Annotated in this window: 25 protein-coding genes; 16 read left to right on the forward strand and 9 right to left on the reverse strand. The window is 69.8% G+C overall.

Annotated elements, in window-relative coordinates:
* Positions 1–3: 3 nt before the first annotated feature.
* Positions 4–474, reverse strand: coding sequence for an ATP-binding protein (locus ACWCPW_RS40410; RefSeq protein WP_449766596.1), 471 nt, complete (start codon positions 472–474; stop codon positions 4–6).
* Between the two features lie 238 nt (positions 475–712).
* Between ACWCPW_RS40410 and ACWCPW_RS40415 the strand changes: the two genes are divergently transcribed.
* Entirely contained in the window at positions 713–1,381 is a 669-nt protein-coding gene (locus ACWCPW_RS40415) for a GntR family transcriptional regulator (RefSeq protein ID WP_449766597.1), read from the forward strand.
* 85 nt (positions 1,382–1,466) lie between these two features.
* Here the strand turns inward: ACWCPW_RS40415 and ACWCPW_RS40420 are convergent, their stop codons facing one another.
* The gene (locus tag ACWCPW_RS40420) at positions 1,467–2,246 is read right to left on the reverse strand and encodes an SDR family NAD(P)-dependent oxidoreductase (protein WP_449766598.1); all 780 of its coding nucleotides are present in this window, start codon (positions 2,244–2,246) and stop codon (positions 1,467–1,469) included.
* 99 nt (positions 2,247–2,345) lie between these two features.
* On the opposite strand from ACWCPW_RS40420, the gene ACWCPW_RS40425 reads away from it, so the two are divergent.
* From ACWCPW_RS40425 to ACWCPW_RS40460, 8 genes are all read left to right on the forward strand, one after another.
* A complete protein-coding gene (locus tag ACWCPW_RS40425; RefSeq protein ID WP_449766599.1) occupies positions 2,346–2,993 on the forward strand; it encodes a bifunctional 4-hydroxy-2-oxoglutarate aldolase/2-dehydro-3-deoxy-phosphogluconate aldolase in 648 nt (215 codons plus the stop codon).
* Positions 2,978–3,913, forward strand: a complete 936-nt coding sequence (locus ACWCPW_RS40430) for a sugar kinase (RefSeq protein WP_449766600.1) — start codon at positions 2,978–2,980, stop codon at positions 3,911–3,913. Before ACWCPW_RS40425 ends, ACWCPW_RS40430 begins: the two co-directional genes overlap by 16 nt.
* Before the next feature lie 611 nt (positions 3,914–4,524).
* Positions 4,525–5,817, forward strand: a complete 1,293-nt coding sequence (locus ACWCPW_RS40435) for an MFS transporter (protein WP_449766601.1) — start codon at positions 4,525–4,527, stop codon at positions 5,815–5,817.
* 43 nt (positions 5,818–5,860) lie between these two features.
* A complete protein-coding gene (locus tag ACWCPW_RS40440; protein ID WP_449766602.1) occupies positions 5,861–7,036 on the forward strand; it encodes a mandelate racemase/muconate lactonizing enzyme family protein in 1,176 nt (391 codons plus the stop codon).
* Positions 7,037–7,094: 58 nt separating this feature from the next.
* The gene (locus tag ACWCPW_RS40445) at positions 7,095–8,411 is read left to right on the forward strand and encodes an ABC transporter substrate-binding protein (protein ID WP_449766603.1); all 1,317 of its coding nucleotides are present in this window, start codon (positions 7,095–7,097) and stop codon (positions 8,409–8,411) included.
* Between the two features lie 7 nt (positions 8,412–8,418).
* Positions 8,419–9,375: a carbohydrate ABC transporter permease gene (locus tag ACWCPW_RS40450; RefSeq protein WP_449766604.1), complete on the forward strand. Its 957-nt coding sequence runs from the start codon at positions 8,419–8,421 to the stop codon at positions 9,373–9,375.
* Complete coding sequence (locus ACWCPW_RS40455; protein ID WP_449766605.1) at positions 9,372–10,193, forward strand: carbohydrate ABC transporter permease; 822 nt, start codon at positions 9,372–9,374, stop codon at positions 10,191–10,193. Before ACWCPW_RS40450 ends, ACWCPW_RS40455 begins: the two co-directional genes overlap by 4 nt.
* 134 nt (positions 10,194–10,327) lie before the next feature.
* Positions 10,328–11,812 carry a twin-arginine translocation signal domain-containing protein gene (locus ACWCPW_RS40460; RefSeq protein WP_449766606.1) on the forward strand — a complete coding sequence of 495 codons (1,485 nt, stop codon included), beginning with the start codon at positions 10,328–10,330 and terminating at the stop codon, positions 11,810–11,812.
* A 268-nt stretch (positions 11,813–12,080) separates the two neighbouring features.
* Here the strand turns inward: ACWCPW_RS40460 and ACWCPW_RS40465 are convergent, their stop codons facing one another.
* Positions 12,081–12,458: a hypothetical protein gene (locus tag ACWCPW_RS40465; RefSeq protein WP_449766607.1), complete on the reverse strand. Its 378-nt coding sequence runs from the start codon at positions 12,456–12,458 to the stop codon at positions 12,081–12,083.
* 272 nt (positions 12,459–12,730) lie between these two features.
* Positions 12,731–13,159: a nuclear transport factor 2 family protein gene (locus tag ACWCPW_RS40470; RefSeq protein ID WP_449766608.1), complete on the reverse strand. Its 429-nt coding sequence runs from the start codon at positions 13,157–13,159 to the stop codon at positions 12,731–12,733.
* Positions 13,160–13,359: 200 nt separating this feature from the next.
* Here ACWCPW_RS40470 and ACWCPW_RS40475 point away from each other — a divergent pair, with 200 nt between their 5' ends.
* Positions 13,360–14,274, forward strand: a complete 915-nt coding sequence (locus ACWCPW_RS40475; protein ID WP_449766609.1) for a LysR substrate-binding domain-containing protein — start codon at positions 13,360–13,362, stop codon at positions 14,272–14,274.
* A 315-nt stretch (positions 14,275–14,589) separates the two neighbouring features.
* Here the strand turns inward: ACWCPW_RS40475 and ACWCPW_RS40480 are convergent, their stop codons facing one another.
* From ACWCPW_RS40480 to ACWCPW_RS40495, 4 genes are all read right to left on the reverse strand, one after another.
* Positions 14,590–15,063, reverse strand: a complete 474-nt coding sequence (locus ACWCPW_RS40480; RefSeq protein WP_449766610.1) for an SRPBCC family protein — start codon at positions 15,061–15,063, stop codon at positions 14,590–14,592.
* A gap of 46 nt (positions 15,064–15,109) precedes the next feature.
* Positions 15,110–15,847, reverse strand: coding sequence for an ATP-grasp domain-containing protein (locus ACWCPW_RS40485; protein ID WP_449766611.1), 738 nt, complete (start codon positions 15,845–15,847; stop codon positions 15,110–15,112).
* Between the two features lie 444 nt (positions 15,848–16,291).
* Complete coding sequence (locus ACWCPW_RS40490; protein ID WP_449766612.1) at positions 16,292–16,513, reverse strand: helix-turn-helix domain-containing protein; 222 nt, start codon at positions 16,511–16,513, stop codon at positions 16,292–16,294.
* The gene (locus ACWCPW_RS40495; RefSeq protein ID WP_449766613.1) at positions 16,513–17,004 is read right to left on the reverse strand and encodes a DUF2975 domain-containing protein; all 492 of its coding nucleotides are present in this window, start codon (positions 17,002–17,004) and stop codon (positions 16,513–16,515) included. The genes ACWCPW_RS40490 and ACWCPW_RS40495 overlap by 1 nt, the downstream gene beginning before the upstream one ends.
* A gap of 367 nt (positions 17,005–17,371) precedes the next feature.
* Here ACWCPW_RS40495 and ACWCPW_RS40500 point away from each other — a divergent pair, with 367 nt between their 5' ends.
* From ACWCPW_RS40500 to ACWCPW_RS40515, 4 genes are all read left to right on the forward strand, one after another.
* The gene (locus ACWCPW_RS40500) at positions 17,372–18,658 is read left to right on the forward strand and encodes an FAD-dependent oxidoreductase (protein ID WP_449766614.1); all 1,287 of its coding nucleotides are present in this window, start codon (positions 17,372–17,374) and stop codon (positions 18,656–18,658) included.
* Positions 18,659–19,175: 517 nt separating this feature from the next.
* Positions 19,176–20,069, forward strand: coding sequence for a MerR family transcriptional regulator (locus ACWCPW_RS40505; protein ID WP_449766631.1), 894 nt, complete (start codon positions 19,176–19,178; stop codon positions 20,067–20,069).
* Positions 20,070–20,253: 184 nt separating this feature from the next.
* Positions 20,254–20,739 (forward strand): hypothetical protein, encoded by a 486-nt coding sequence (locus ACWCPW_RS40510; protein WP_449766615.1) that lies wholly within the window; start codon positions 20,254–20,256, stop codon positions 20,737–20,739.
* A gap of 320 nt (positions 20,740–21,059) precedes the next feature.
* Positions 21,060–21,371 (forward strand): hypothetical protein, encoded by a 312-nt coding sequence (locus ACWCPW_RS40515; protein WP_449766616.1) that lies wholly within the window; start codon positions 21,060–21,062, stop codon positions 21,369–21,371.
* A gap of 440 nt (positions 21,372–21,811) precedes the next feature.
* On the opposite strand, the gene ACWCPW_RS40520 is transcribed toward ACWCPW_RS40515, so the two are convergent.
* Positions 21,812–21,958 (reverse strand): hypothetical protein, encoded by a 147-nt coding sequence (locus ACWCPW_RS40520; RefSeq protein WP_449766617.1) that lies wholly within the window; start codon positions 21,956–21,958, stop codon positions 21,812–21,814.
* A gap of 125 nt (positions 21,959–22,083) precedes the next feature.
* Here ACWCPW_RS40520 and ACWCPW_RS40525 point away from each other — a divergent pair, with 125 nt between their 5' ends.
* Together ACWCPW_RS40525 and ACWCPW_RS40530 are read left to right on the forward strand one after the other, a co-directional pair.
* Positions 22,084–22,557: a hypothetical protein gene (locus tag ACWCPW_RS40525; protein WP_449766618.1), complete on the forward strand. Its 474-nt coding sequence runs from the start codon at positions 22,084–22,086 to the stop codon at positions 22,555–22,557.
* On the forward strand, positions 22,554–23,573 hold the full coding sequence (locus ACWCPW_RS40530) for a hypothetical protein (RefSeq protein ID WP_449766619.1): 1,020 nt from the start codon (positions 22,554–22,556) through the stop codon (positions 23,571–23,573). Before ACWCPW_RS40525 ends, ACWCPW_RS40530 begins: the two co-directional genes overlap by 4 nt.
* The last annotated feature ends 312 nt before the right edge of the window (positions 23,574–23,885 follow it).

Below are 23,885 nucleotides of genomic sequence, written 5' to 3' on the forward strand. Positions count from 1 at the left end.
CCGTCAGCGGACGGCGAGCTGGGCCCAGACGATTTGGCCGGGGTGGAGGGCGACGGCGCCCCACGCGGTGCTGAGTGCGTCGACGAGCCGGAGGCCGCGGCCATGGACGCTGTCGTCGTGCTCGGGTGTCGCCCAGTCGCGTTCGACGTGTGCGCGGTCGAAGCCGGGGCCGTTGTCGACGATCGTGAGACGGACGAAGGACCCGCCTTCGTCGCTGGCGTTCAGGGCCAGGGTGACCAGGGCGGGGGTGCCGCCGTGGCGGATGGCGTTGCTGGCGAGTTCGGTGGCGATCAGGCAAAGGTCCTCGTCGAGGTCGCCCAGGCCCCATCGGCCGAGGTGTGCGCTGATCCAGGCGCGCAGGTCGCCGGGGGCCCGGCGGTCGCGGGGGAGATATCTGCTGTGGTGTCGCGCGGTATTCGACGCGGCCGGCGGCGGGGGCGGCATGCGGTTCTCCGAGACGCGGATCGCGGGCATGGGGAACTCCTCGGTGGAACTGGGCGATGCCCGCGTGGAGCGTTGCGTGGTCCGAACGCGCGGCGGGGCCGATCGGAGATCGGACGCGGGCCTCAAAAGTCCTATAGAAAGAACATAGTATACGAACTGCCCCGTTGTCGACATTTTTGACCGAATGGATCACTTGCCCAGGTCGGGAGGCGGACGGAGCAGGGTCGAGCCATCCGCACGCCGAAGAGATATCGCATACGATGAACGGATGGGACGCAAGAACTGGGCCGAACAACTGCCCGTCGTCAAGAGCAAGGCGGATCTCGTCTACGAGAGTCTGCGCAAGGCCATCGCCCAAGGCGACATCCGGCCGGGTGAGCGCGTCAACATGGACGAGCTCGCCCGTACGCTCGGAGTGAGCAAGATCCCCATCCGGGAGGCCGTCAAGCGCCTGGAGGCCGACGGGCTGCTGGTGTCGCGGGTCCACTCGGGCGTCACCGTGGCGACCATCGACGTCACGGAGATGCGCGGCGTCTTCCTCGCCCGTGAGGCGATCGAGGCGCTGATCGCCCGACTCGCGGCCGAGCACGTCACCGACGGGCTGCTGGCGGATCTCGAGGGTGCCCAGGACGCCATGCGCGAGGCGCTGGACCAGGGCGCGGTCGAGCGCCTGCCGGAACTGAACTCGCAGTTCCATCGCGCGCTCGCACTGGCCGGCGGCTACCGCGTCCTGGGCGACCTGACCGAGCAACTCCTGCTGACGGTGCGCCGGTTCCGCATCACGGCGCCGATGGACGCGGCGAACTGGCACCAGGTCGTCGCCGAGCACGACGCGATCCTCGACGCGCTGCGCCGCCGCGATCCGCAGGCCGCCGAGGAGGCTGCACGGACGCACATCAGTTCCCAGGCCGCCCACGAGGTGGACCCCGACACCTGAGCCGCGCCGACCGCGGCTCGGACGCACCGCGCGCCGGCGGTGCGCGAGCCCGGCCGGACGGCGGCACGGATCCATCGGTGGCCGGTCACGGGCATTGGTTCAGGGGAGGCAGACCCATCGCCTCCCGTTGGCCGTCGCGCAGCAGGCCCGCCGGGCTGACGACGGACGCACCGGCGTCCAGGACCAGTTCCGAGCCGGTGAGCAGGGCCGCGGCGGGCGAGACGGCGAACGCGACGGCGTCGGCGACGTCGGCGGGTTCGGCGATCATCCGCAGCGGGTTGCTCTGCCGAAGTCGCTCGAGGTCCCCTTCGGGGCCGAGCCTGCCCTCGGTGGCGGGGGTGCGTACCCAGCCCGGGGACAGGGTGACGAAGACGATGCCGTACCGGCCGTAGTCGACGGCGAGTTGGCGGTTGAGCGCGGCCACCGCGCCCTTGGCGGCGGCGTAGGCGGGCAGACCCGGAGCCGCGGTCCGGTGCAGGACGGATCCGATGGTGACCACGACCCCCGATCCGGCCTCGATCATCGCGGGCAGCACCTCCCGTACGCACAGGAACACCGAGGTGAGGTTGCTCGCCAGCACCGCTTCCCACTCCCCCTCGCCGGTGACGTGCAGGGGGCTGCCCTGGGTGACGCCGGCGCACGCGACCAGCACGTCGACACGGCCGCATTCGGCGACCACCTGTCGCATTGCCTCGCCCACCTGCTCGGCGTCGGTGACGTCGGCGCGGTGAAAGGCGATGCCGTCCTGGCCGGGGTCGACGACGTCGATGCCGGCGACGCGCAGTCCGTCCGAGGCCAGGCGGGCGGCGACGGCGCGGCCGATGCCGCCCGCCACTCCGGTGATCAATGCGGTTCGGGTCGTCACGTGTGGACGCCTTTCGTCGAGGGGGCTTGCGGGCGGACCATCCACCCTGGAAGGTATACGATATTCTAAATCTGCTCATCCGGCATCTCTGGAGGCACCGTGCACCCCGCCGATCTCAGGTCCGCCCTGCGTTCTCGACGGCTTCTGGCCATCGTCCGGGGTCGCGACCCCCAGGCCGCCCTCGACACGGTCCTGACGCTGTTCGCCGCCGGGGTCGACATCGTCGAGGTGTCGCTGACCACGCCCGGCGCGCCGGCGGTCATCGAGCGGGCGCGCGCGGCGCTGGGGCCCGATGCCGCGCTGGGCGCGGGCACCGTCGTGACCGCCGCCGACGCCCTCCTGGCGGCTCGCGCCGGGGCCGGCTTCGTGGTCACCCCCGGCGGGACCGCGGCCGTGACCTGCGCCCGCTCGCTCGATCTGCCGGTACTGGCCGGGGCACTGACTCCCGGCGAGGTGGCCGCGGTGATCGCGGCGGGCGCCACCGCCGTCAAGCTCTTCCCCGCGGGTCTGGGCGGACCGGCCCACCTGCGGGCCCTGCGCGATCCCTTCCCCGATGTCGGCTTCATCCCCGTGGGTGGCATCGACACCGCGGCCGCCCGCGATTTCCTGGCGGCGGGCGCCCTGGCCGTCGGAGTCGGAGGCCCCCTCGTCGGCGGCGCCGCCGACACCGGGGTCGACGCCGGTCTGTCCGAGCGGATCGCCCTCTTTCGCGCTCTCGCCTCGGAGTCACCGTGCCCGACGTCCTGACCATCGGGGAGGCGATGGCGTCCCTGCGCGCCGACCGACCGCTGCACCTGGGCGGGGCGCTGCACCTGTCCGTGGCCGGCGCGGAGGCCAACGTCGCCGTCGGCCTGTCCCGACTCGGCCACCGGGTGCGGTGGGTGGGCGTCAACGGGGCCGACGAGTTCGGCCGACTGGTGCTGCGGACCCTGCGCGCCGAGAACGTGGACGTCTCGCACGCCGCACTCGACGAACACGCCCCCACCGGATTGGTGGTCTTCGAGCCGCGCGTGGCCGACCTCGTCCGGGTCGGCTACTACCGCAGCGGGTCGGCGGGCTCGCGGCTGCACCCACGCCACATCGCGGCGGCTCTCGACGAGGGCGCGCGCGTCGTGCACCTCACGGGCGTCACCGCGGCCCTGGGGCCCGGTCCGCGCGGTGCGGTCGAGGCCGCGGTCCGATCCTCGGCGCTGGTGTGCCTGGACGTGAACTACCGGGCGAGGCTGTGGTCCGCCCACGACGCCGCCGAGGTCCTGCGACCGCTGGCGGAGCACGTGGACGTGCTGGTGGCCTCCGACGACGAACTCGCCCTCGTTTGTCCCGAGCGTGCGCGCCGCGAGAGCGAACGGGTCGAGTCGCTCCTGGCGATCGGGGTGCGGGAGGTGGTGATCAAACGCGGGGCGGACGGCGCCGAGGTGTTCACCTCCGCCGGAGCGACGTCGCGTCCCGCCGTGCGCGTGCCCGTCAAGGACACCGTCGGCGCGGGCGACGCCTTCGTCGCGGGCTACCTGTCCGGGATCCTGGACGGCCTGCGGGTGGCCGACCGTCTGGAGCGGGCGGTGACCACGGGCGCCTTCGCGGTCGCCGCCGCCGGAGACTGGGAGGGGCTTCCCTACCGCGAGGAACTCGACCTCCTGCGCGCGGCCCCCGGCAGCACGCTGCGCTGACCGTGGCGCGCGGCACCCGGCGACGCCGGCCGCGAGGTCACCGACACCCGTCGTGAGTCGACGGAACCCCAGGGCATCCGCCCGCCCGACGCGACGATACCGGGCGGGCGGATGTCGTCGTCGAAGCGCCGGCGGACGAAGTCCACCGGCTCACCCGTCGGCGGAGTCGAACGGCCCGCCGGCATCCCCGGCCCCGCGACAGGAGCGCCTTCCTCGATCCGGCGGGCGCCCGACGAGGACCACGATGCGGCGAGCCACGGCGACCGGCCCCGCCATCCCACGACCGCACCGGAGGGTCCCGGCGCGCCTCGTGGGTCCGACGCGCCCACGACGAACCGCCTCGGCCCCGCACAGCCGGGCGTCCGGGCCCCGCCCGCGCCCGATGCTTGACCCGCGACCGCATCGGGTACTCCCGCTTTTCAGCATCGGGTACTCCCGCTTTTCAGCCAGGTCACACGGGCGGGTGAACTCGCAGGAAACGAATCGGCAACATGCCCTAGCCAACATTTCGTATATCGCATACCTTCTGTCTGTGCCGATCTTCGCGGCGTGGTCTGGAGGTGACCGATCCGATGAGTCCGACGAGTACGACAGCAGCCGCAAAAGGACCGATGAACGACCCGACCGCCCGATCGGCCACCCGCCGCCGCACGATGATCGCCGCCACGGTCGGAACGGTCATGGAGTGGTACGACTTCAACCTCTACGGCCTGGCGGCCGCGCTGGTGTGGGGCCCGGTCTTCTTCGGCTCCTCCTCGACCGGGGCCACTTTGGCCTCGTTCGTCACCTTCGCGGTCGGCTTCGCGGCCCGCCCCCTGGGCGGTGTGTTGTTCGGACACCTGGGCGACCGCCTCGGCCGCCGACGCGTCCTGGTGATCACCCTGCTCGCGATGGGCCTCTCGACCGCCCTGATCGGCCTTTTGCCCACCCACGCCGCGGCCGGCGTCCTGGCACCCGTGCTGCTGGTGATCCTTCGGGTCTGCCAAGGCGTCGCCGTCGGCGGGGAGTTCGCCGGCGCCACCCTGTTGACCGTGGAGAACGCGCCGGCCGGCCGCCGCGGCCTGTTCGGCGCGATCCCCGCGATGGGCACCGGCGCGGGCTTCGTCCTGGCGAGCGCCGTCTTCGGACTCGTCTCCCTGCTGCCCGAGGACGCCTTCCTCGCCTGGGGCTGGCGCGTACCGTTCCTGCTCAGCTTCGCCCTGGTGCTGTTCGGCGTGTGGATGCGTCGAGGCGTGCCGGAGACCCCGGTCTTCGATGCGCTGGAACGACGCCGCGAGACGGTCCGCTTCCCCCTGCGCGTCGTCCTGAGCCGGCACCCGCGCGCCGTGATCCGCACCCTGGCCATCACCGTGTCCGGCTTCGTCTGGGGCTACCTGGTCCAGGCGTTCGCCCTCGCGTACGCCACCCGCGACCTGCACCTGGCGAAGTCGACGATGTTGTGGACGGTGGCCCTGGCCTCCACGTTGGAGATCGTCGCCATCCCGTTCTGGGGACGCCTCTCCGACCGTTTCGGACGCCGGGCCGTCGTCGGCGCCGGCCTCGCGTGCACGGTGGCGTACGTCCTCCCGTTCTTCTGGCTGCTCCAGACCCGGAGCATCCCCCTGATCCTGCTCGCGATGATCCTGGCGATCCCCGTCTGCAAGGACATGGTCTTCGGCCCCCAGGCGGCCCTGCTGGCCGAACAGTTCGACGCCCGGGTCCGCTACAGCGGCATCAGCGTCGGCCGCGAGTTCGGCGGCGCCCTGTTCGGCGGCACCGCCCCGTTCATCGGCACCGCCCTGGTCGCCGCCACCGGTTCCGTCGTCCCCGTGGCGCTCTACGTCATGGCCGCCTGCCTGGTCACCGCGATCGCCGTCCTCGGTGGACGCGAGACCGCCCACGACGACCACCCCTCCACCGCCTGAACCCGACCGGGAACGGCACCGACCACCCCGCAGGAGAACACCCGTGACAAACCCGCCCCTGCGCATCGCCAAAATCGAGGCACGCGCGCTCTCGGCCGGCTTCGACGAACTCTACGACTCGCCCGAACAGGTGCCGGACTGGCTGCGCTACCCCGCCGCCAGCCACCGCGTCCTGCCCCGGCACGGCCAGTACGCCACCCTCGTCGAAGTACACGCCGAGGACGGCACCATCGGCATCGGCGAGTGCTACGGGCTGCCCTCCCCGCAGGTCACCGCCACCGTCGTGGCCACCGTCCTGGCCCCGCTCCTGATCGGCCAGGACGCCCTGGCCACCACCGCCGTGTGGGAACGCCTGTACCAGGGCCAGGCCGCCGGCGGCCACAACCGCGGCTTCTACCTCGAAGCCATGGCGGGCGTCGACCTCGCCCTGTGGGACCTGCGCGGCAAGCTCGCGAACACCCCCGTCCACCGTCTCCTCGGCGGCCCGGTCCGCGACCGGATCCAGTGCTACGCCAGCCCCGTGGCACTGCACGCCTACCCCCAGGAATCCGCCGTCCAGGCCCTGGACTACGTCGCCGACGGCTTCACGGCCCTCAAGGTCAAGATCGGCCGCGGCGCCCGCGTCGACCGCGCCCACCTGGCCGCCGTACGCGCCGCGGTCGGCGACGACGTCGAGATCCTCACCGACGCCAACTGCGCCTACGACCTGGACGAGGCCACCCGCGTCGGCGCCGTCCTCGCCGACCTCGGCATCGCCTGGTTCGAGGAGCCCCTCCAGGTCGACGACCTCGCCAACCTCGCCGAACTGCGCCGCCGCACCGGACTGACGATCGTCAACGGCGAGACCCACTTCACCCGCTTCGACCTGCGCGACTCGCTCACCGCCGGCGCCATCGACGTGTTCATGCCCAACGTCGCCCGCAGCGGCGGCATCACCGAGGCGATGCGCCTGGTCGCCCTGGCCTCCGCGTTCCACGTCGACATCGCACCCCACGGCGTCGGTTCCGGCGTCAGCCTGTGCGCGGCGCTACAACTGTGCGCCGTCACCCCCAACCTGCGCACCTACGAGTACAACCGGCTGCCCAATCCCCTTCGCGAGCGCATCCTGCTGGACCCGCCGCAGTTCCGCGGCGGCACCCTGAGCGTCCCGCAGGGCCCCGGCCTCGGCTTCCGCCTCGACGAGGACGTCGTCGACCGCTACACCGTCGCCAAGTTCTGAACCGGCCGCCTCCCCGGCGCCACGAATTCGCACACCCATCCACAAGGAGACACCGACCATGGCACCCCTGCGCCGCAGACTCGCCCTCGCCGCCCTGGCCGCGACCTGCCTGATATCGGCCTCGGCCTGCTCCTCCGACACCGGCTCCTCCGCCGGCGGGAATGGCCGGGCCACCGTCAAGTTCTGGTCGATGCCCTATTGGATCGGGCAGAACGACAAGGTCAAGCAACTCGTCGACGAGTTCAACGCCTCCCAGACCAAGGTGAACGTCGAACTGACCCAGCTCGAGTGGAAGGACGGCCGCGAGAAGATCAAGCTGGCCGTGGCCGCCGGCAAGGGCCCCGACGTGTGGCTGATGAACAACGGCCTGGAACTCGACTACCTCAAGTCCAACACCCTCGCCCCGCTGGACGCCCTGGGCTACACGCCCGCGGACCTCGACAGGTTCCTGCCGCTCTCCCGGATCGACGAATACAACGGCAAGATGTACGGCGCGCCGCTCTACTTCGACGTCGACGTCATGCTCTACCGCACCGACATCCTCAAGCAGTACGGCTTCGACGCCCCGCCCAAGACCTGGGACGAACTCAAGTCCACCGCCGCCGCGATCACCACCAAGTCCGCCGCCGCGGGCAAGAAGGTCAGCGGCTGGCAGTTCAAGGGCATGGACGACCACCTCAACGCGATCAACGCGACCTGGGAGAGCTTCCTGTGCCAGGCGGGGGGAAGCCTGACCACACCGGACTTCAAGTCCTCCACGCAGGATTCCGAAGCCGGCAGGACGGCGATGAACTACATGCGCTCGTTCTACACCGACAAGATCTCCCCCGTCGGCACCAGCGCCCTCAACGGATTCATCAGCGGCGAGGTCGCGATGTTCCCGTTCTTCCAGTCCGTCGTCGGCAACGTCCGGGCGGGCGGCGACAAGGTCGCCGGGAAGTGGGCCCTCGCCCCGATGCCCACCGGACCCAAGAGCGGCTGCTCGATGGTCGGCGGCCACAGCCTGGTCGCCAACGCCAAGGGCGGCGACCTCGCCGCCGCCGGGACCTTCATGCGCTGGTTGGCCTCCCCCGAACGCAGCGCCCAGTACATGGACTTCCACGCGATCTTCCCCTACGACCCCACCAAGGTCGACCCGACCGTCAAGGGAACCGTCGAGCAGAAGATCGCCGCCGACCCCAACTGGACGGCCATCGTCGAGCAACTCGGGCGCAACACCCCCGACCTGGTGCTGCAGGACCGGCACGCCTTCCAGGCCCGCTGGGACGCCCAAAAGGCGTTGGTCGTCGCCGGCGTCAACGGCCAAAGCCCCGTCGACAAGGCCCTCAAGTCCATCGACGACCAGGTCGACCAGGCCCTGACCAACGAGAAGTAGCCCACCGATGACCACTCTCACCGATCTCCCGGGGAAACCTCCCCCCACCGGCAGCACGAGTGCTCCGCGCCGGATCCCGCACCTGCCCGGCCGGCCCCGCAAACGCAGGCGCCGCAGCGGCGCCCTGGCCGGCTGGCTGTCCGTCGCACCCGCGCTCGTCGTCATCCTCGGGTTCACCTTCTACCCGATGGTGCAGTCGATGTTCTACAGCACCGAACACTGGAACCTGCTGGGCCCCAAGACCAACGTCGGCGCGGACAACTACCGCACCATCCTGGCCCCGGGCACCTTCCGCGACAGCCTGATCAACACCGTGGTGTTCACCGCCTTCACCCTGGTCGGCACCTACGTCCTGGCCCTGGCAACGGCGATCGCCGCCAATCGTGAACTCGCCTCCGCGCGATTCGTGCGCACCGTCACCGTGTTGCCGGCCGTCATCCCGATGGTGGTGGCCGGCCTCGTCTGGAAGTGGCTGTACGAACCCGACCACGGGCTGGTCAACTCCCTGGCCGCCCTGGTCGGTTCCGACGGAGCCCGCTGGCTCTTCGACCACGACCTCGCCCTGCCCGCGATCGCCGTCGTCAGCATCTGGAAGGACTTCGGGATCTACGCCCTGATCCTGCTCGGCGGCCTCCAGCGCATCCCCGACGAGTTGTACGAGTCCGCCACCATCGACCGCGCGGGCCCCTGGCGGCAGTTCCGCTCCATCACGCTGCCGATGCTCCGCCCGGCGAGCGCCGCGGTGCTCCTGCTGCTGCTGTTCAACTCCTTCAAGGTGTTCGACCAGGTCTGGGTGATGACCGAGGGCGGCCCCGGCAACGCCACCCTCACCGTCGTCACCTTCATCTACACGCGCCTGCTCACCGACGTCGGCGTCGCCTGCGCCGCCTCCGTCGTGCTGTTCCTGATCCTGCTGGCCGTCACCTTGATCAGGACCTGGCTCACCTCCGCGGAGGAATCGTGAAACACCGCACCCACCGCCTGGCCCCCGCGCTGTGGCTCACCGCCGCCTCCCTCTTCGCCGGCCTGCCCGTCCTGTGGATGACCCTCACCTCCTTCCAGTCCATGGACCAACTCGTGGGCACCGGAAGTCATTTGGTCCCGGACCGCGTGACATTCGACGCCTACGGCGAGGTCGTCCGCAGCTACCCGTTCGGGCGGTGGTTCCTCAACTCCGTGATCGTCGCGGTCGCCGTGGTCGCCGGCAACCTCGTCTTCGACACCCTCGCCGCCTACGGACTCAGCCGCATCCGCTTTCGCGGACGCCAGGCCGTGCTCACCCTCATCCTCGCCACCTTGATGATCCCCACCCAGGTCGTCCTGGTCCCGCTCTACCTCGTCATGCGAGACCTCGACTGGATCGACACCTACTGGGCGCTGATCGTGCCCTTCCTCGCCAGCCCCACCGGCATCTTCCTGCTGCGCCAACACTTCGTCACCCTCCCCGTGCAACTCGACGAGGCCGCGGCCATCGACGGCGCCGGGCGCATGCGCACCCTGGTCAGCGTCCTGCTCCCCAACTCCTGGGCCGCGCTGGGCACCGTCGCGGTCCTCAAGTTCATGTGGACCTGGGGCGAGTTCGCCTGGCCCTCGCTGGTCACCAACAACGAACTCCTGCGCACCGTCCCCGTCGGACTCGCCAGATTCCAGAACCAGTTCGACCCGCGCTGGGACCTCCTGATGGCCGGCTCCGTCCTGGCCGCGATCCCCGTCGTCGCCGGCTTCGTCCTCCTCCAACGCTTCTTCGTCCGCGGCCTGACCAACGGCGCGGTCAAGGAATAGGCCCACCCGTCCGCCTCCCCTCGCCGTTGCCGCCTCCGCTGCGAACAGGCCCGGCACGCACGGGAGGTCGTCGTCCCGTGCGTGCGGCGCCTGCCGCGCAGGCAGACCATTCCCTGTCCCGAAGGAGAAGCCCCATGACCTCGCCGAGTCCGTCCCGCCCCAGCCGCCGATCGGTTCTGCGCGGCGTCGCCGCGGCCGGAGCCGCCACCGCGCTGACGTCCCTGATCACCCCCCACACCGCACAAGCCGCCACCTCGGGCACCTACACGATCCGATTCCACGACGGACGCAGGCAAACCATTCTCGGCCTCGGCTTCGAAATCCAGTCCGACTCGATCGGCTCCGGCAACGACGGGCTCCCCGACCTGGTCAGCGGCGTACCGTACGACCTCACCCTCTCCGAACGCGACCGCTTCTACCGGGAGATGCTCAAGGCCGGGCGATCCGACCGGGGATTCCGCTACTGCCGGCTCGCCATGGGCCTGTACTACCGCGGCCTGGATCCCACCCGCACCCTCATGAAGGGCCGCTACCCGGGACAGACCGCGCTTCTCGCCGACATGATCCGGCGCGCGGGTATCGAGGGCACCTCCGTCGAATACTGGTCGCCCGCACCCGGCTGGAAGAACAACGACTCCTATATCGGCGGCAGGCTCAAGTCGTTCGACCCCGCCTTCCTCTCCCGGTTCGGCGACGCCCTGGTCGCGGACCTCGACTACCTCGTCCAGGGCGGCGTGCCCGTGTCCATGTGGGGTCTGCAGAACGAACCCCGCTACGCCACGCGGTACTCGTCCTGTCAGTACACGCCCGCCGAGTACCTGGCGGCGTTCAAGGCGAGCGCGGCCAAGGTGCGCGCCGCGCATCCGGGCGTCATGATCACCGCGGACAGCCTGGACGGCTGGAGCGGCGACATCGGCAAGGCCCTCGCCGCCGACCCCCGGGCACTCGACCTGGTCGACGCGTGGACCTACCACCACATCGGAGCGGACAGCGACAAGCAGGTCTACCAGGACTGGACGTCCGGCGCCGCGGGCAAGCCCGTCTTCAACAACGAGTTCGAGTACCTCGAGCCGCCGAAGGACGAGACGCAGGCCGACCGCAGGACCATCAACACCGCACAGTCGATCATGAGCTGGATGACCTTCCAGAACGCCCCCACCTGGTTCTGGCTGCACGCCCTCAAGCCCACCACCAACTCCGAGTCCCCCCACTACTCCCTCGGCTTCTGGCGTCCCCCGCACGACACCGACTTCACCCGCTTCCCCGACCTGCCCGTGGGGCACTGGACGTGGAACCCGCGCAACTGGAACGGTGTCGCCGGCTTCGTCAAGTACATGCCGTGGAACTCGGTCCGCCACCACGTCGAGGAACCGGCCATCCTCGCGGACCAACGGATCATGGCGTGGAAGACACCCACCGGCAAGCCCGTCTTCGCGATCACCAACCGCTCGACCACACAGTCGTTCACCTACACCATCGACACCCGGACCGCGGCCCGCTTCGAGGGACACCGCTACGGTCCGCGCACCAACGATCAAGCACTCGGCGGCATGAACGGCCCGCGCATGACCATCGTCGTTCCTCCGCTGTCGATCGAATTCTGGGTCCGCACACCGTAGTTCGTATCTGCGCACCGCTCCTGGCAGTGGCGCCACACGACGCCGCAACGCACGGGTTTGCCCATCTCGCCGCAAGGCGAACGTACGGATGGCGCGAGACTTCCTCGGTGGCATCCGAAACCTCACCGTCCTCCGACGACCGTGCCGTCATCTCGTACGACGACGAGGTCGCCGCGGCCTCCCCCCGCTGACCGCGGTCCGGCCACCGAAGCACCGGCTCGGCGTCGTCGCGGCGCAAACGCCCGCGCGGCGGATGACGGATCCGGGGTCAGGGCTTCCACAGGACCGCGGCGAGCTGCGTGGCGGGGAAATCGTAGGAGACTGCGGTGACCGCCGTCCCGGGGGGCGCGAGGTACAACTCGCATCCCTGCACCTCCTCGCCGCTCGCGAAGCTTTTCGTGTCGAGCGCTTCGCACATCCCGAACCGGCCGAAGATCATCGCGCCGCCGACGCTGCGGCCGTTGGTGTCGAGTCCGTTCAGCTCGGCGTCCGGTTGGGCGTATGTCATGTCCGCGTTCGAGACGTTGCGGTACTTCACACGCACGTAGTACGGCGTCGTGCCCGCGACGGAATCGGACACGTCGATACCCGACCGGGTCAGGTGTTCCATCGAACCCTTCTCGATCTCCAGGACGGTGACCTGCACGTTGCCCTTGACGGCGTCGGCCTCGAACGGGCTGGTTCGCCGCGCGCCCGCCGGCGGCCCGGCGGGAACAGGGGTCGAGTCGGGCGCCGTCGGAGCGGGCGCGCGTTCTCGCGCCTGATTCGGTGTGCGCGGGTGTGTGTACCGCGCTCCGTGGTGCCGGCTGTGGAACCGTGCCCCGGTTCAGCCGGTGACCACGACGATGCCGAGGAATCCGCCCTTGCGGTGGTAGCGCGGTGCGTCCCGGAGTTCGTCGAGGGAGACGTTCGGCCGGGTCACGGCGTCTTGCTGTAGCCGAGCGCCTCGACGATGCGCCCATCGCGGACCTGCATGAGGTTGACGCCGGCCACGGACACGGACGCTGCATGCGCGGCGCCGAACACCTCGCTCGCTTCGCCCTGCCGGAAGGTGACATGCCACTTGATGACCGCGCGGTCGCCGAAGACGAACACCTCGTCGGGGGCGAAATCGGTGTTGTGGTCCGCGGCCAGGTCCCGCCAGAAGCGAAGACAGGCTTCCATGCCTTCGTACCGGGTGCCGTCCGGTGCGGGCTGAACGCTCACCATCACGCAGTCGTCGGCGACCAGGTCCGACAGCAGGGCCGGGTCGTGCCGGGTGAAGGCGTCGTTGAACAGGTCGATGACCTCGATGGTCGTCCTCTTGCCGGGGCTCGTGGTGGTCGTCACGTTCGATCCGGTGCTCACGGTGGTTGCTCCGTTCCTGGTAGGTATGGGCCGCGGACGGCAACACCACCGTCCCCGATCCGCAGGAGCGGACGGAAACAACGGATTGCTGGGGCCCCACAACGACCACTTGTGACACGGCCGGACGCGCCGCTCCGCCTCACCGCGGCCGACCGTGCCGGCGATCAAGGCGCGGACCGAGCGGCCGTTAGAGTTCCCCCATGATCGACGTGGAGGTACGCCATCTCGAGTCCTTCATCGCGGTCGCCCGCGAAGGCGGCATCACCCGCGCCGCCGATCGACTCCACTTGACCCAGCAGGCCGTCTCCGCCCACGTCAAGCACCTCGAACGGGCTCTCAAGGTCACCCTCCTGATACGCACGCACCGAGGTGTGGTCCTCACCCCCGCCGCCGAGGAACTCGTGGCGGGCGGGAAGGCGATCCTGGCCGATCTGGCGCAGCTCGCCGAACGGGTACGCAGGATCGCCGCCGAGCGGACCGGCACACTGCGCCTGGCGTTCTGCCCGTATTCCATGAACCTCTTCGCGGCCCGGGCCGCGGAAGCCGTCGAGGCGACGGTACCGGGGGCCACCGTCGAACTGGTCAGCGTACGAACACCCCGCGAAGAACTCGCGCTTCTCGACGCAGGGGACGCGGACGCCGCGTTCATGTGGCTGCCGGTCGGCGACGTCGGCCTGCGCCACGCCCCGGTACGCACCGACAAACGCGTTGTGGCGCTGCCCTCCGGGCACCGTCTCGCCGAGCGCGAGCGGGTGACCCTCGCCGACCTCGCGGACGAACCCGTCGTGTCCCCCGACATGTTCACCTCCGCGGAAGCCGAACGCCACTGGATCGTCGACCCGCGCCCCGACGGCTCACCGGCGCCGCGCGGCCCCAGAGTCGCCCAGATCGAGGAGTGCCTGCTCATGGTCGCCCGCGGCCGCGGCATCTGGCTGGCCCCGGAGCCGCTCGCCCACTCGGTCCCCTCCATGAACATCCGGTGGATCCCGGTAGCCGACGCCGACCCGATCGAACTGGCCGTCGCCTGGACCGACCATGGCCCCGAAGACCTCATCGCCACCATGGTCGCCGAAGTCCGCGCCCTCGTCGCGGAACCCATCGCCGACGTCGCCTAGGGCAACGCGCCGGAAATGGCGGCTCCGGCACCGGTCGAGCTGGCCTCCCGCGAACCGGACCATGCCGACCGGTGGTGGCGCGTCCACACGGCGTCCACGCCGAACACGCCCTGTCCGAGGGCGTGTTCGGGGTGCCGACCTCCTCGGTGGGCGAGGCTGTCGTAGTCGCGCCGCCAATCCACCCGCGCGGCGGCGGACCCGGCGTGGATCTCGGCCGCGAACCCCCGGCCCGCCACCACCGTAAGCCGACACTCGTACGCCGGCGCCCTTCCCATCGACAAGGCAGGGACCACTGCCGGGCGCGAGCCATACCGGTCAGACTGGATGATGGTCGGCGACCGCGCCGAGTTCGATGCCGTGTTCCAGCAGGGCTTTCATGGCGCACAGGGCTGTGGCGAATCCGCCGACGGTGTCGTTCACCCAGCGCACGGCATCATCTCCCGAGCCCTCGAAACCGGTCTCGGTGACCTCGACGAACGTGGCTCCCGCGGCGCGTGGAGTGAACCGCAACTCGACGGTGGTCGGCTGCCCGTAGTTGCCCCACTCGAACCGGATCAGCCGGGCCTCCTGGACCTCCTCGACCCGGACTTCGGCCGATGCGCCGTACGTCTCCCACTCCCAGCGCAACTCGGCCCCCGCAACCATCGGCCCGCTGCTCTTGCTGTACCAGAATCGGGAAGTCACGTTCGGGTCGGCGAAAGCACGGAACACCTCCTCGGCGGGCTTGCGAACGATCATGCAGGCGTACGCGGAAGGGGCGCGCGAGAGCGTGAGGTCAGGCATCTCCATACGGATAAGCATGCACCACGGGCACCCTTGCCCCCAGGATTCGGAGCTACTCGTCCAGGACCGCTACGGCGTTCGCGCTCAGACCGAGAAGGCCCGCAGCGCATCGCCGGACGGATCGGCAGCCCGGTTGTCCGTGCCGGCGCCGTCGCGCAGGGCCATGCGGCTCAGCCGCCCGCTGTTGGGGATGCCGACGCCGGCGGCGTTGGCGGTGACGTGGCCGGCGTCGAGGGTGAACCGGCCGGCGTTGTGGCAACCGACAATGGCACCCGAGTGTCCAGCGGACCGGCGATGGTCGCCGGGTGCCGGGTGCCGGGTGCCGGGTGCCGGGTGCCGATCCGCCTCGTTGGCCGTTTCTCACGGTCACCCGCAGGTCCCGGCCGTGGGAGTACGCCACGTAGTCCTGGAACAGGTAGGGGACTTCGTCGGCCAGGCTGCCGTGTACGTCCTCCAGTATCGTCGCGTCGCGCGCCAGGAACACTTTGCGGCCGCGCTGGCCGCGCACCGCCTTGACCACGCACGGCTCCGGCACGCCCGCCGCGATCGCCTCGTGCATGGGGGCGGTGACGTAGGTGCGGGCGTCGGGCACCGGCAGCCCGGCCAGCGCCAACTCCTGCGGTTGCCAGAACTTGTCGACCGACGCCGGCAGCGCGCCGATCGGGTTGACCAGCACAACGCCCATGGCCTGCAGGTGCCGCAACAGCGTCACCTCCACGTCGCAGCTCAGTTGCGGCGTCGACATCCGGGAGTACACCACCCGGGGCGGCGCCAACTCGGTACCGTCCACGCCGTCGAGCGTCAGCCGTCGCCCGCGCACCCCAACAGACCTGCGAGGTCTTCACAACCGCACACTGCGACCCGAACTCCCGCGTGAACGCCTCCACCAGGACCTCGGTCACCCGGCGCCGGTCCAACCCCGGGCCCACGAGCAACCTCAGCGCCGCATCGGCGGTACCGACGGGGTCGTCAGGGTCGTCAGGGTCGTCAGGGTCGTCAGGGTCGTCGGCACCAGGATCCACCACTTGCCCCACAGCACGCTCCTGGGTTCGAGTCCTCACCTTTCCCATCGAACCCCGGTTTCCCGCGCCCGGGAGAGGGCAATCCGCCGCGCCGACAAGACCGACGATCGACCGTCGACGGCAACCCACGCGCCGCTCGTGCGCTGCGCGGGCGGCGACCCCGGTCGACCGTCCACCGGCACGTCCGTCACCAACGCGTCGGCAGGCGCGGTTCATTCGCCCGCGGTGTCCTGGGCCTCCCAGCGAAGCAGGTCCCCCGGTTGGCAGTCGAGCACCTCGCAGAGCGCAGCGAGCGTCGCAAAGCGCACCGCCTTGGCGCGGCCGTTCTTGAGTACCGCCAGGTTGGCGGGCGTGATCCCCACGCGGTCCGCGAGCTCGCCCACGGACATCTTCCGCCTGGCCAGCATCACGTCGATGTCGACGGCGATCGGCATCAGATCACCTCGTCCAACTCGGCCTGCATTCGGGCCGCTTCGACGTCGCGGGCGACGGCCTGGGCGAGCAGCTTGCGCAGCACGAGCACGATGAGCGCGACACCCAGAATGGCCACGCCGATCCCGGCCATGATGCCCGTGACGCCCGGGTCGTCCCGCTGGTCGGGCGCGTTGACGGCGGTCACCGCGAACCACACGAGCGCGGCCGCGACGATGGCCCCGATGATGCCGTCCACGTAGCGGAAGGCGGCGTGGGAGAACACCGTTCCGCGTTGCACCATCGTCACCAGCCGCCAGACGCAGCCCATGGCGACCTGGGCCGTGCCGATGCCCAGGATCGTGATCACGCGCAGCGTGGTCAGTGGGAGCGAACCGTCCTCCTGGTCCTTCCCACCGACCAGCGCCCACACCATCAAGACCTGTACGAGCACGCTGCCGGTGAACACCACCGCGAGCACGGCGTGCAGCGCGCGCACTGTCAGCTTTCCCACGGCACATCCTCCCATCGAATCACGATGGGAATCTATCGAATATCGATAGATGAGGCAAGGTTCGGAGCGGCGGCGGCCTCGCACCCTGTCGGGATGCCGCCGCCCCCACGAACAAACGGAGCCGGCCGGTGGTGGGTCGGGGCAAGCTCGGGCCTGTGTGTCTGTCGTGGGTCGGGATTCCTTGTTCCGGCAGCTCCACGGAATTGCTCCGCAGCAAACGGTGGCAGGAGGCCGCTCGTCACCCGAACTCCCCCGAGTATTTTGGAGTTCCTACCGGGACGCCCCTCCACGGGTCCGCACATCCGTACGTCGAGAATCTCCACGAACCGGGGGAAACCCAGTTGCACACGATCGAAGGTGCCGGACTGTGACAACCGAGTTCAAGCCGTTCGGGCCGAAAGCCGGGAGGTCGAACAAGATGCTGGACGTGTGCGTCGTCGGCGCGGGTGTCACCGGCATCACGACCGCGATCGTCCTGCGGCTGCTCGGCCATGACGTTCGGATCATTGCCGAACAGGTGATGCCCGACACGCCCGAGACTTCCGCCATGCCGGATCCCGAGTTCGCTTCGCTCTTCCCGGCGGCGTCGATCATCCCGCACACGGTCGACGTCGACGATCTGGAATGGCATGTCGAAGTTGCGCGGCAGTTCTTCGGCGCGTTGAACCTGGGCGCAGAAGCAGGCGTCCGGGTGCAGCGGCATTTCGAGCTGTTCGAGGACCGAACGCCGGTCCCTCCCTACGCGCCACGAATGATGGGCTTCGAGCGCCTCCCCGAGGACGGGACGAGCCAAGACGGCGTTCCCCGACGTCACGGTTGCGATCGCGTGTGGGGTTGGAGCTTCGACTGCTTCTTCGCGGAGATGCCGGCGTACCGCCGTTGGCTGACAGCCCAGCTGCGTGACCTCGGTTGTTCCATCGAGACGCGTCGCCTTGGTCCTGGCGACGTCGACCGCATCGGTGCGGACGTCATCGTCAACTGCGCCGGATTCGGATCGGCACGCCTCTTCGGCCTGCGGCACGAGTTGACGCTCGTGAAGGGGGTCCTCCTGTACGTCGATCCTCCCAACGCGGCGCTCGTCCGGGGCCGGGCTCGGATCGCGAGCTACAACTACACGCCGACACCCGCCCTCTACTCCTCCGACTCCGCATCAGGTCTCGCGGGACGAGCCGACGTCTACTTCTATCCGCGTGTGGACAGTTGGGTCCTCGGGGGCACCCGCCTGAGAGGAACTCTCGATGACGCCGGCGCGTGGATCGGCGACGAAATCGTGGGGCCGACTCGGCGAATCGGCGCCGTCGATGTACCCGCTGCCATGATCGACCTGAACCGCGAGCTGATCGTTGGCCTCACGGGGGTTGATGTCCGCGATCGGTCGATGCGGGCTGTCGTCGGCTATCGCTGCGCGCGCGACCCTGCTCGTGGCGGCGTCCGTCTCGAGGCCGAGTCCCGCAATGAACCGGTAGTCGTGCACAACTACGGACACGGCGGCAGCGGTGTGACGTTGTCGTGGAGCTGTGCCGTGCGAGTCGCCGCGATGCTCGGTGGGCTCGAAACCTCAACGGAACCGGCACTCTTGCGACAGCCGATTCACCGCCTCTTGTGCGAAATGGTCGTCGGCGTCCTTGAAGACTTCGAAGCGGGAGACGCCTGACGAGCACGGACTTGCCCGCAGGCGTCCCGGTGTTCGTCCGAGGCAATGTGGATGCGGATGACGACCTGTCCGGCGCCGCGTTGTTGCGAAGCGTCGACTTCGAGCCCTGGGTCGGGGTCGAGCCCGGGGGCGAGGTCGGGGTCGAGCCCGGGGGCGAGGTCGGGGTCGAGCCCGGGGGCGAGGTCGGGGTCGAGCCCGGGGGCGGAATCGGGGTCGACTTCGAGCCCGGGTCGAGGTCGCGGTGGAGCAGATCGCGAAGGCATCGCGCCCATGCCGCCGGGGTCGTAGATCGCCATGAGGAGTTGCGCCGCGCTCCCGGCCGGTCGCGTGGCCGACGTTTGCGCGGCCCTGACCCACCCGCCGGGATGACCCACCCTCGACACGCTCGGGCCCGAGTGGCCGCACGAGGAGCCGCGCCTTGCGGCGGTTCATCCGGCTCGCGAACAGGGGTTGCACCTTCCGTAGCGGTATGTGTTCCAGTGGACTCACCCCGCTCCGCCCAGGAAAGGCCCTGTCCATGTACGCGTCCTTCATCCCGCCCCGCCGGGTCAAGATCGGTCACGCGGCGGCCTTCGCCGGTACTACACCGCGGACGATCCGCCACTACCACGAAATCGGCCTGCTTCCCGAGCCCGAGCGCGGCGCTGACGACCGCCGCCGCTACGGCTACGACGACATGATCCGACTGTTGTGGATCCTCAAGATGGCCGACGCCGGGATCGCCTTGGGCGACATCCGCGACGCCTTCACCACCTCCACGGCCTCCGACGACACCGACAGCGAGGACGGCATCGAGGCCACGCTGGAGCGGCTGGAGAATGCCCTCTCCGAACAGGAAGCGGAACTGCGTCGGCAAAGGACCGCCGTACAGCGCATGCGTACCGAGGGCAGCCGAATGGGCCTGCTCCCCGACATCGTCACCGACCGCCTCAAGAGCCTGCCCGAGAGCCTGCGCCAGGCGGACCTGGACACGTTGCTGGTCACCGAGCGGATCTTCGGCCCGCTCGGAGCGGCCGTCCAGGCCACCCGCTTCATCGCCCTGGCCTCCTACCCCGACCTGCGGGCCGAATCCGACCGCCTCGACGCCACCGAGCAGGCACTTGACGACACCGTCGCCGTCGACGATCCGCGCGTGGCCCAAGTGGCCGCCCAGCGGCACGCCTTCGAAAGCGCCTTGCTGACCGTCATCGAGGAGTCCGGGCCGGCGAAGGACGAAGAGGCCCTGTTCGACGCCTGGGACACCATGCAGCCCGACACCGCCGATGGCAAGGAGGAGGCCGACAACATTGCCGGGCCACGGGAGGGAGGCGGCATGAGCGTGCTCGAGGCGGTCGGCCGGATGCCGTACGACCTCTCCCCGGCCCGCCTGCGCTGCATGGAACTGGCCGAGGAACTCTCCGCCCGGGACTGAACCCGCCCCCTTCCTGAGCTTGGCTCTGCAGCCGATCCGAAAATCAATGCTCGGAATAACGCGGCGCGGTCGTCGCGTCCATCGCGCGCACTTCGGTTTGCGGCGGATTCGTGTATCGATCCGCTACGTCACCGCGCATGAAAAATCGGTTCGGCTGTGGACGCGTGCCGACTAGCGTCGGCGCATGTACTCGATCGAGTTCCGCCGGGTCTCCTACGCTCCCTCATGGTCGGTCGAGGGCGGGGGTATCAAGGTGTTGGAGTACCTGGTCGACGGCGTCTCGTTCCTGGAATTGGTCCGCCGTGCGGAACTTCCCGACGCCTTGGTGGAGCAGGCGGAGCGCGCCGACGAATTTGCTCCGGACCCCGCGCCGCTGCTCGCCGGGGCGTACATGTACGCCCAGGGTTTCACCCTGGAGCACCTGCTCGGCGGAAAACCGGACGTGGTCCCGCACGGCGCGGAGGAAGGCGAGACCATACTGCTCGGATGCGACTGCGGCATCTTCGACTGCTGGGCGCTGACCGCGACGATCACCACCGGAGAAGACACCGTGACGTGGTCAAACCTGCGTAACACCTACCGCGACTGGAATTACGACTCCATCGGAACCCTCACCTTTTCCCGGCGGCGATACGAGACCTCTTGGCGCGCTGCACGATTCGATGGATGACCACGGCTCAACCACCGACCGCGACGGACCCGTTCACCCGGCCGGGATCGGAAACGGGCGTGCGAGTCACCCGGAACGACCGCTCGGGGGTACGGTCCAGCGGCGCATCACTCCGGTTCGCCGGTCGGCAGGTTTTCGATCTCGTAGGCCGCCGACGAGGTACGACAACGAGTGTCGATCGGCGTGGGCCGGTAAGTGGATGGGCGGACGCTTCAGGGGTGCGCCGCATTAGGGTGGGGCGGGGTTGTCGCAAGAAATGAGGAGACGGTCGTGGTGGGCGAACCGAACGTCGAGGCGTCGGGGGACGTGCCGCTTTTCCGATGCCGCCGGTGACCGAGCAGGCTCTGCGGGTGGCGGTGCTCTCGCTCGAGCCGGCTGCGGCCGTTCGCTTCGAGCAGGAGTTCCACGGGGCCTGGCGGGAGGCCGTTCAGACGGACAGCACCGTGCCCATGCACACGTTCCTGCGTCGCTGGGCGGTGTTCGTCGCGTTGCGACATGTGCCCGCTCGCGCGCGGCGGCTGCGCGAACTCGAGCAGGCGATCGCGGACGCGGAGACGCTGGTGGCCGCCCGGCCCGCCGCCGCCGAGCTCGCCGCGATGTTGGACGAGGCCGCCCGCGAAGCCGCCGCGTGAGCGACTGGACCTGGGAGTACGAACCCGACGCCGACCACGTTGAATGAACTCCCGCCCAATCCCGTCCACGCCGGTCAGGCCGGCGAGTCGTCCTGGGCCTTCGCGGCCCACGGACCCACAGGATCGGGGCCTGCACCCGGCAGGCAATGCACGGCGATCGCCTCCTCCGCACGTCCACGCCCGATCAACATGCGGGCCGGGACCACGCGGCCGTTGCCGGCGGCGGCGTATCCGATTTGGTCACCGTCTCCACGCCTACCAGGACCGTGGGCGCTGCCGGCCAGGGCGCGGATCAGCGAGCGAGCAACCGGTTGGGATGTGCTGGATGGTGCATCGGATGAGCACGATGCCCGGCGCAGCGGAGTCCGTCGACGCAGGGCTCGGTTGCCAAGACGCGTCGTATTGGGCACTATCCACGTCGTGACTACACGAAAGGGCGGTCAGCCCTCCGGTCGGTGACCGACTCGTGGTGGGTGCGCGACGGCGGTGTCGCCTGCGATCATCCCATCCTTCTCGATCACGCGCTCATCCTCCGCGACCGCTTCGGACATGGTCAGTGGCCGGGGTTCGGCGATCTTCTTCCCCATGCTCGCCCCGGCGGTTCCCGCCCCGTCTTCGTCGGCGGCGGTGCAGATGCCCTGGCGAGGCGCGGCACGACAGCCAAGGTGTCGTTCATCCTACGGGGATCGAACTCGCCGACCACGTCGAGGACTTGCTCCTCACTCCGGATCCTGTCCGCGGTGGCGGGTTTCGGGATCTCCACGACCGGCTCGCCACCTGCTCGCCGATCGACGTCGCGGACGAGTTCGGCGCCGAGATCCGCCGCCGCCTCCTGCCGTCCGGCGGCCTGCGCCGATTGGGCCGGGAGTCGGCGGAACACGGCACCTGTCGAGCCGCGGTGAAGATCGGCCTGGTACTCCAGACCCTGGGCGGGGACACGCGCGACCGTGAACCGCTGCTCCTACCGGGAACATTGGACGAACTCGCCCGGTACGCCGCCATCGCACTCCACCGCTCCCAGCCGGACGGAGACCAAGCCGTCCACACACTGGCTCAACGTGTAGCCGGCCGGGGACGCATCCACGCGGTCCGGACGCTGCGCGACACCACCGACCCCGAGGCCGCCGAACACCTTCGCAGCGCCCGGACACATCAGCAGGACAAGCCCCGGGAGACAAGCCCGTGACCGCAACTCCCCACCGTCTGGCGCCCTACGCCTCTCTGCCCGACCGCTATGGCGATCAGCAGGTAGCTGCATCGACCGTCGACGCCCACGGACGCATCGTCACCCTGCTCGTCCCGCCGGGCGCGACATGCAACCAACGTGTGCCCCCGGAGCAGCACCGGCCCTGCGACGCACTGATCGTGGTGATGGACGGCAGCGACGTCCATGAAGTGCACTTGCCGGACCTCGACATGCGCTTCCCCAGGATCGACTCGCTGGGCAGCGGCTTCGTCCTCGCCGCCGCGCGCTGCCGCATGCCCTCCGGGCCACCGGCGGCCACCTTCGAAGCCCTCGAAAGAGAAATCCCTCACAATGCACTCATCGTGGGCAACGACGGCACACCGCTGACGACATTCCACGCGGGTGACGACGTCCAGCACCTGCTCACGGACAAGCACGACAACATCTGGACCGGCTACGGCGACGAGGCCGTCGTCTGCGCGCAACTCCCCGCGAACCGGCGCCGCGCTCGCAGCTCCGCGATCACGCCCCGGCCCGCGCCGCGGATGACCATGCCGATGCCCGGTCTCGTCCGCTGGACCCGCGACGGCTCTCCCGCCTGGTACGCGACGCTCGACCCCATCGGCCCTGGTACTTGGGCCGACTGCTATGCCGTCAACGTCGGGTCCGACCAGACCTGGGCCTACCCTTACACCGGATTCCCTCTCGTGGAGATCGATGCCATCGGCATCCACCGGATCCGACGGACACCGATCCCGTTCGCGTCCGCCGTGCTGGTCGACGGCGACAACGTCGCCTTCCTCGCCGCTGACACCGGGCCGCGCAAGATTCCGGGCCACTACACCGTCACGCTCACCCAAGGCCGGAACGGCCCTCTCGAGCCTGTGGCATCAGCCTCGCTCCGGCTCCCGGATGGAACGCGGCCCGCCACATGGGCTCGCCGCACCGTCTGCCGCGACGATCAGGCCTGGCTGCAGTTCCACGACCACCGCACCTGGTACCGCATCGAACTCTGACCACCGGCATGCAAGGTGGACCCGGCGTCGGCGCCCTCGACCGTCGGGACTCACCGCGGACAGCACCGCCTCGTCGATGAGAAACCGGCAGTGTGCAGGGGCGTCCAGGGCCGCGGTGACGTCCGGCAGAAGCAAGAAATCCACCGGCCCCACCGGGACCCCGACCCGGACCCCGGTCCGCTCCGCGGCCCCACCACCGCACCCATCGACCCGAACCGCCACCGGCCACCCGGCACATCGAACCGGCCCCGACGGCCACCACGGACACCACGGACACCACCAGGACACCCCGACACAAGACCGGCAGCACCG

Source organism: Embleya sp. NPDC001921, assembly GCF_053594475.1.

Coding starts and splice junctions, on each gene's coding strand:
- ACWCPW_RS40410 (WP_449766596.1), bottom strand. CDS start 474: ATGCCCGCGATCCGCGTCTCGGAGAACCGCATGCCGCCCCCGCCGCCG.
- ACWCPW_RS40415 (WP_449766597.1), top strand. CDS start 713: ATGGGACGCAAGAACTGGGCCGAACAACTGCCCGTCGTCAAGAGCAAG.
- ACWCPW_RS40435 (WP_449766601.1), top strand. CDS start 4,525: ATGAACGACCCGACCGCCCGATCGGCCACCCGCCGCCGCACGATGATC.
- ACWCPW_RS40445 (WP_449766603.1), top strand. CDS start 7,095: ATGGCACCCCTGCGCCGCAGACTCGCCCTCGCCGCCCTGGCCGCGACC.
- ACWCPW_RS40450 (WP_449766604.1), top strand. CDS start 8,419: ATGACCACTCTCACCGATCTCCCGGGGAAACCTCCCCCCACCGGCAGC.
- ACWCPW_RS40460 (WP_449766606.1), top strand. CDS start 10,328: ATGACCTCGCCGAGTCCGTCCCGCCCCAGCCGCCGATCGGTTCTGCGC.
- ACWCPW_RS40475 (WP_449766609.1), top strand. CDS start 13,360: ATGATCGACGTGGAGGTACGCCATCTCGAGTCCTTCATCGCGGTCGCC.
- ACWCPW_RS40480 (WP_449766610.1), bottom strand. CDS start 15,063: ATGGAGATGCCTGACCTCACGCTCTCGCGCGCCCCTTCCGCGTACGCC.
- ACWCPW_RS40490 (WP_449766612.1), bottom strand. CDS start 16,513: ATGCCGATCGCCGTCGACATCGACGTGATGCTGGCCAGGCGGAAGATG.
- ACWCPW_RS40505 (WP_449766631.1), top strand. CDS start 19,176: ATGTACGCGTCCTTCATCCCGCCCCGCCGGGTCAAGATCGGTCACGCG.
- ACWCPW_RS40510 (WP_449766615.1), top strand. CDS start 20,254: ATGTACTCGATCGAGTTCCGCCGGGTCTCCTACGCTCCCTCATGGTCG.
- ACWCPW_RS40515 (WP_449766616.1), top strand. CDS start 21,060: ATGCCGCCGGTGACCGAGCAGGCTCTGCGGGTGGCGGTGCTCTCGCTC.
- ACWCPW_RS40520 (WP_449766617.1), bottom strand. CDS start 21,958: ATGGGGAAGAAGATCGCCGAACCCCGGCCACTGACCATGTCCGAAGCG.